The 6,811-nt window shown below is 73.8% G+C and carries 6 protein-coding genes; 3 read left to right on the top strand and 3 right to left on the bottom strand.

Features of this window, described 5'->3' with window-relative positions; translation table 11 throughout:
* From ACOJUF_RS09210 to ACOJUF_RS09200, 3 genes are all read left to right on the top strand, one after another.
* The coding region (locus ACOJUF_RS09210; RefSeq protein ID WP_420121561.1) for an amidase family protein at positions 1–790 on the top strand (790 nt) is incomplete at its 5' end.
* Entirely contained in the window at positions 787–2,301 is a 1,515-nt protein-coding gene (gene gatB, locus ACOJUF_RS09205) for an Asp-tRNA(Asn)/Glu-tRNA(Gln) amidotransferase subunit GatB (RefSeq protein ID WP_420121560.1), read from the top strand. The genes ACOJUF_RS09210 and gatB, both read left to right, overlap by 4 nt.
* Before the next feature lie 32 nt (positions 2,302–2,333).
* Positions 2,334–3,137 carry a carbon-nitrogen hydrolase family protein gene (locus ACOJUF_RS09200; RefSeq protein WP_420121559.1) on the top strand — a complete coding sequence of 268 codons (804 nt, stop codon included), beginning with the start codon at positions 2,334–2,336 and terminating at the stop codon, positions 3,135–3,137.
* A gap of 65 nt (positions 3,138–3,202) precedes the next feature.
* On the opposite strand, the gene ACOJUF_RS09195 is transcribed toward ACOJUF_RS09200, so the two are convergent.
* The 3 genes from ACOJUF_RS09195 to ACOJUF_RS09185 form a co-directional block, all read right to left on the bottom strand.
* Positions 3,203–4,423, bottom strand: coding sequence for a PQQ-dependent sugar dehydrogenase (locus tag ACOJUF_RS09195; RefSeq protein ID WP_420121558.1), 1,221 nt, complete (start codon positions 4,421–4,423; stop codon positions 3,203–3,205).
* A gap of 89 nt (positions 4,424–4,512) precedes the next feature.
* On the bottom strand, positions 4,513–6,159 hold the full coding sequence (locus tag ACOJUF_RS09190) for a PH domain-containing protein (protein ID WP_420121557.1): 1,647 nt from the start codon (positions 6,157–6,159) through the stop codon (positions 4,513–4,515).
* A gap of 82 nt (positions 6,160–6,241) precedes the next feature.
* On the bottom strand, positions 6,242–6,811 hold a 570-nt coding region (locus ACOJUF_RS09185), incomplete at its 5' end, for a PH domain-containing protein (protein ID WP_420121556.1).

Genomic DNA, 6,811 nt, shown 5'->3' with positions numbered 1-6,811 from the left:
CCCGGCCCCGGTGCCCTCGGTGGTCGAGGCCGTCCGCCGCGGCCAGGCCGACGGTGTCGCCGGCCTGCGGATCGGCGTGGTCAAGCAGCTGCGGGGGGAGGGGTACCAGGCCGGCGTGCTGGAGTCGTTCGACGCCGCGGTCGCCACGTTGACCGCCGCCGGCGCCGAGATCGTCGAGGTCGACTGCCCGCATTTCCAGTACGGGCTGGCCGCCTACTACCTCATCCTGCCCAGCGAGTGCTCCTCCAACCTGGCCCGGTTCGACGCGATGCGGTACGGGCTGCGGGTGGCCGACGACGGGGTCGCCTCGGCCGAGCAGGTCATGTCCGCCACCCGGGGCAAGGGGTTCGGCCCCGAGGTCAAGCGGCGGATCATCCTGGGCACCTACGCCCTGTCCGCCGGGTACTACGACGCCTACTACGGCTCGGCCCAGAAGGTCCGCACCCTGATCCGGCGTGACTTCGAGAACGCTTTCGCCACGGCCGATGTGCTGATCTCGCCGTCGTCGCCGGTGACGGCGTTCCCGCTGGGGGAGAAGGTGAACGACCCGATGGCCATGTATCTCAACGACCTGGCCACGATTCCCGGCTCGCTGGCCGGGATCCCGGCGATGAGCGTGCCCAGCGGCATCGCCTCGGACACCGGGCTGCCGGTCGGGCTGCAGATCATGGGCCCCGCGCTCGGCGAGGAGCGGATCTACCGCGTGGCCGCGGCCTTCGAGAGTGCCTACCTGGCCGCGCATTCGACCCTGGTACCGGACCGCGCGCCGGAGTTGGAGGTGGCCCAATGAGCGCCCCCGTGCTCGACTACGACCAGACCATCGAGCAGTTCGACCCGGTCCTCGGGCTCGAGGTGCACGTCGAGCTGGGCACCGCCACCAAGATGTTCTGCGGCTGCCCGACCGAGTTCGGCGCGGCGCCGAACACCCAGGTCTGCCCGGTCTGCCTGGCCCTGCCCGGGGCGATGCCGACGGTCAACCGCACCGCGGTGGAGTACGCCATCCGGATCGGCCTGGCGCTGAACTGCGCCATCGCGCCGTGGTGCCAGTTCGCCCGGAAGAACTACTTCTACCCGGACATGCCGAAGAACTTCCAGACCTCCCAGTACGACGACCCGATCGCGTCCAACGGTTACCTGGACGTCGACGTGGACGGCGAGACGGTGCGGGTGGAGATCGAGCGCGCGCACATGGAGGAGGACACCGGCAAGTCCACCCATGTGGGCGGGGCGACCGGGCGGATCCACGGCGCGGAGTACTCGCTGCTCGACTACAACCGGGCCGGCGTGCCGCTGGTCGAGATCGTCACCAAACCCATTGTCGGCACGAAGGCCTCGGCGCCGCAGGTGGCCCGCGCGTACGTCACCGCGCTGCGCGACCTGCTGCAGTCGCTGGGCGTCTCGGACGTCCGGATGGACCAGGGCTCGCTGCGGTGCGACGCGAACGTCTCCCTGACCCCCGCCGGCAACCCGGTGTTCGGCACCCGCACGGAGACCAAGAACGTCAACTCGCTGCGGTCGGTCGAACGCGCGGTCCGGTACGAGATCACCCGGCAGGGTGCCGTTCTCGTCGGTGGCGGGACGGTCAAGCAGGAGACCAGGCACTTCGACGAGGCCTCCGGCACCACCTCGCCGGGCCGCTCCAAGGAGACGGCCGAGGACTACCGGTACTTCCCCGAGCCGGATCTGGTCCCGGTCGCACCGGCCGCCGAGTGGGTCGCGGAGATCCGGGACACCCTGCCCGAGCTGCCGTGGCTGCGGCGGGCCCGGTTGCAGGCCGAGTGGGGCTTCGCCGACAAGGAGATGCGCGACCTGGTGGCGGGTGGCGGGGTCGAGCTGGTCGCGGCCACCGTCGAGGCCGGCGCCACGCCGAACGAGGCCCGGTCGTGGTGGACCTCGTACCTGCCCCAGCAGGCCAACACCCGCGGGGTCGCCCTCGACGAGCTGCCCATCACCCCGGTTCAGCTGGCCGCGGTCATCGCCAAGGTGAACGGCGGCGAGCTGACCACCAAGCTCGCCCAGCGCGTCGTGGACGGCGTGCTGGCCGGCGAGGGTGAGCCGGACGAGGTGATCGCCGCCCGCGGGCTGGTCGTCGTCTCCGACGACTCGGCGCTGCAGCAGGCGGTGGACGAGGCGCTGGCGGCCCAGCCGGGCATCGCCGACAAGATCCGCCGCGGCAAGGTGCAGGCGGCCGGGGCGATCGTGGGTGCGGTGATGAAGGCGACCCGGGGTCAGGCCGACGCGGCCCGGGTGCGCGAGCTGCTGCTGGCCACCGTCGGTGGTGCCGCCGACGGGAACGGCTGACCGACGGCCCGGCGCGCGGGACGCGGGCGGACATGCGGATCGCGGCAGCGCAGATCGTCAGCGGCCCGGAACCGCGGCGCAACCTCGAGCTCGTCGAGGACGCCGCCGGTCGGGCGGCGCGGGACGGCGCGCGGCTGGTGGTGCTGCCCGAGGCCACCATGTGCGCGCTCGGCGTCCCGCTCGGGCCGGTCGCCGAGCCGCTGGACGGCCCCTGGGCGTCCGCGGTCCGGGACATCGCGCGCAGCCACGGGATCACCGTCGTCGCCGGCATGTTCACCCCCGGCGACGACGGCCGGGTGCGGAACACGCTGCTGGCCACCGACGGTCGCGGGCCGGGCGGGGTGGAGGCCGCGTACGACAAGATCCACCTGTACGACGCGCACGGCTTCCTCGAGTCGAGAACGGTGGCCCCGGGCGCGGAACCGGTCACGATCGAGGTCGACGGCGTCGTCCTGGGTCTGACCGTCTGCTACGACGTGCGGTTCCCCGGGCTGTACCAGGCCCTGGCCGATCGCGGGGCCCGGATCATGCTGCTGGCCGCCTCCTGGGGGGCCGGCCCGGGCAAGCGGGAGCAGTGGGACCTGCTGACCCGGGCCCGCGCGCTGGACAGCACGAGCGCCCTGCTGGCCGCCGCCCAGGGCGACCCGGCCGGCGTCGGTCGGCCGGCCGCCGGCCCGGCGCCCACCGGCATCGGCCGGAGCGTGGAGGTCGACCCGACCGGCGCGGTGCGGCAGCAACTCGACGCGGCGCCCGGACTGCTGGTGGTCGACGTCGACCTCGCCGAGATCGACCGGGTGCGCGACCAGCTGCCCGTGCTGGCCAACCGGCGCTGGTGACGCCCGAGCGGTGAGGCCCGAGCGGTGACCCCCGGCCGGTCACGATCGGCCGGGGACGGGCCGGCTCAGTCGAGCCCGCCCTCGCCGCCGCCGTCGGAGGGCACCACGATCACCCGGTCGTCGCTGGGCACCGGCTGGCCCAGCCCGTCCTTGTTCGAGGTGGTCAGCCAGAGCAGCCCGGTGCTGTCGGGGACGACGGTCAGCAGCCGGCCGTAGCGGTTGTCCAGCAGCACGGTGGGCGAGCCGGTGAAGGTGCGCGGGCCGGCCAGCGCGAGCCCGGTCAGCTGTTGCTTGTCCAGCGAGGTGCTGGCCAGCACGCCGCCGGCCACCGCGCAGGAGACCGCGCCCCCGTCGGCGGCGGTCCACGTCCACAGCGCGTCGCCCTCGGCCAGGGTGCCGTAGTTCTTTCCGGCGGTCAGCGGCAGCAGGACATCGGCGGTGGACCGGTCGTCCAGCGCCGCCATCGTGCCGTCGGACAGCGGGCACAGCCCGGTCGGTTGGGTGAACCCGGTGGCGTAGACGGCCGATCCGGGCGTCGGGTTGGTCGCGGCCGGCTTGCCGAACTCGTCCAGCCGCAGGACCTTTCCGGCCAGCGAGGCCGGATCGGCGGCCAACGCCGGGTTGCCGGTGTCACCGGTGCCCACGTACAGGGAGCGATCGGTGCCGAAGGCGATGCGGCCCCCGTTGTGGGTCGCGCCCTTGGGGATGCCGGTGAAGATCGCCTTGGGCACGTCGCCGGCCGCGATCCGGATGATGCGGTTGTCCTCGGCGGTGGTCACGTACGCGTAGAGCAGCCCGTCCTCGGCATACGACGGCGACAGGGCCAGCCCGAGCAGCCCGCCGTCGCCGGTGCCGTCGACGCCGTCGATCTGAGCCACCGGCTGCGGCTCGGTGCCCTTGGCCACCTTGAGGATGCGGCCGGTCGTCCGCTCGCCGACCAGGGCCGACTCGCCGCCGGGCAGCGGAGCCAGGCCCCACGGCGCGGCCAGGCAGGTCGCGATGACCGCCTCGTCGGTGGGGGCGCACGGGTCGGCGGCCGGCGTCGACCCGCTGCTGGGCGGTGACCCGGACTCGCTCGGCGGGGAGGTCGACGGCGGCGCGCCCGGGGTCGGGTCCTGCGGCACCGCGGCCCGCGCGGTGAGCGAGGGCTGGACCGTGAAGGTGGGCGCCTCGGCCGAGAAGTCCGCGCACCCGGCGAGCACCAGGCCGACGACGGCGAGCAGCACCGGCGTGCCGCGGCGGGGGCCGGCCGGCCGGGAGGCGCGGGGCGGGCGGGAGGGGAGCATCGCGGTCAACGGTACGGAACGGCCCCGTGTGCGCGGCGTCAACGCCGGCCTCGGCGGCCCTCCGGCCGCCGGGGGGCCCTCAGTGGCCGTCAGCGGGCCGGCTCGACCGCGCCGGACCCGACCGCACCGGACCCGACCGCGTCCGGCCGGACCGGGTCCGACTCGACCGACCCGACCGGTTCGGGCCCGAACGGTCCGACCGGCACCGAATCCGGCCGGCCGACGGCGTGCAGCAGCATCAGGGCGTCGGTGTCGACCATGTAGCGGATCTTGGCCTCGCGGCCGGAGGAGAAGTGCATCTCGAACCCGGCCACGTGCGCCTTGGCCTTGAACGGCGAGCTGGTCCAGGCGGTCAGCTGGACACCGGCCCGGTGCGCGATGACGGTGTTGCGGGCGAAGATCCGCCGCCAGCGCAGCACCACGGTCTCCTCGTCCAGGCCCCACCGGGCCTCCCGGCCCCGGAAGTAGCCCAGCACCATCGCCAGCGGGATGGGCAGCGCGGCCAGGCAGCGCCACCAGCCCGGCAGGAGCAGGGCCAGCAGGGTGAAGCCGTAGGCGTAGTTCAGCGGCACCACGTAGTACTTGCGCCAGACCCGGCGCGGGATCGGGCGCAGCGGTTGCTCGGGCAGGGCCAGCTCGGGCAGCACCCGGCGGATCAGGGCCGGCGCCCGGTCGGTCCGCACGAACGGGAACAGCATGCGCTGGTTGGTGTTGGCCCGCCCCAGCCCGGCCACCTCGACCTGCAACGTGCAGTAGCCGAGCAGGCCGCGGGTGAACCCCTCGACGATCCGCACCGCCTGGATCCGCCGGACCGGGATGGTCGACGACTGCTTGCCCAGCAGGCCGCGGGTGTTGCGCACCACCTCGCCGTCCCGGATCAGCGTGAAGCGGTTGAGTCGCAGGGCCCCCACCACGACGCCGCCGACGATCGCCACGACCACCAGCGCGACGAGCACGGCGACGATCCCGCGCGGCTCCACCGAGGTGCGCATGACGTTCGCGGCGCGCTCGGGGACGAAGGCCGAGAACCGGAACCAGACCACGAGCGCCCCGGCGAACAGCAGCGGGATGGTGTTGTTGGTGATGGTGGCCAGCAGCATCTCCGGCGTGGACAGCACGGCGACGACGTGCGGGCCGGTGTCGATCGACTCGGTGTGCCGCCAGGCGAGGTAGCGGCGGATCGTCTTGGACCGGCTGTTCAGCTTGGCGTCCGGGTTGCGGTGGTGGGCCCGGCCGGACTCGAGCGCTCCGCGCAGCTCGTCCAACCGGCGACCGGACAGGCTGGCCAGGCTGACCACCGCGCCGGCCCCGTCGCCGGGGGACTGGACGTTCAACCCCCAGACCCCGATCAGCCGCTGCACCAGGGAGCGGTGCGCCTCCAGGGCGGTGATGCGGCTGATCGGCACCACCCGCACGGTGCGATTGATCAGCCCGCTGCGGACCCGCAGCACCCCGGCGATCACCGAGTACTTGCGCACGTACCACTGCGCGGTGGCCACGATCATGATCAGCACGAACAGGGCGACGTTCACCTGCCAGGGCGCCCCGCCCAGGACGGTGACCATGATGAACGGGATCGCCTGACGGACGGTGTTGGCCGTCTCGGTGACCAGGTAGATCGGGTGCAGGCGGGTGTCGGGGACCGCGACGCCCATCGCGCTGGGCAGCCGGCCGGTCTCGACCATGGTGGGTCCGGCCGCCTCGTCCGCCTCGTCACCGGGGGCCGGCTCGGTCACGGGTTCGCCGCCGGTGGGGTCGACGACCGGGGGGCGGGCGCGGGCGGGGCGGGCGGTCGCAGGGCCGGCCGGGCCGGGCCGGTCAGACGTCATCGGCCACGTCGGCGAGCTGGCTGATCCGCGTGCATAGCGCGTCCGCCTCGTCACGCGCCAGGCCGGACACCGAGAGCGTGTCGGCGGCCGTGGAGATGCGCAGGGTGGCCATCCGGTAGTGGTCGGCGATCGGGCCCCGTTCCGACCGCAGGTTCTGCACCCGGTGCATCGGGATCACGCTGCGCTTGATGAAGATGATCCCGTGCTGGATGTCGATCTCGGTGGGGGAGATCGCGTACCAAAAGACCCGGAAGCGGATCGGCGGCAGCACCACGATGGCCGCGATCCCGGTCACCGCGAGCACGGCGAACAGGGACCACCGCAGCCACCAGGCCCCCCACGGGATGACGATGGCCAGCGCGGCCAGCAGCAGCAGCGAGGGGACGAGGCTGAACAGCCAGCGCCAGCGCCAGTAGGCCACCACCCGCGGCGACAGCCGGTGCCGCTCGGCGTCGCGGTCGCCGATCAGCGGCGGGCCGGCGGTCGGGGCCGGATCGCTGGCCGGGGCCGGATCGGCGACCGGCGGACCGCCCGGGCCGGCCGGTGGACCATGCGTGAA

It is taken from the genome of Nakamurella sp. (assembly GCF_048594475.1).
Classification (GTDB): Bacteria; Actinomycetota; Actinomycetes; order Mycobacteriales; family Nakamurellaceae; genus Nakamurella.
This window is presented reverse-complemented; position numbering and strand designations above follow the sequence as displayed.

What these genes read in the sequence shown, in the direction of transcription:
- gatB (WP_420121560.1), top strand. Translation starts at nt 787, where the DNA reads ATGAGCGCCCCCGTGCTCGACTACGACCAGACCATCGAGCAGTTCGAC.
- ACOJUF_RS09200 (WP_420121559.1), top strand. Translation starts at nt 2,334, where the DNA reads ATGCGGATCGCGGCAGCGCAGATCGTCAGCGGCCCGGAACCGCGGCGC.
- ACOJUF_RS09195 (WP_420121558.1), bottom strand. Translation starts at nt 4,423, where the DNA reads ATGCTCCCCTCCCGCCCGCCCCGCGCCTCCCGGCCGGCCGGCCCCCGC.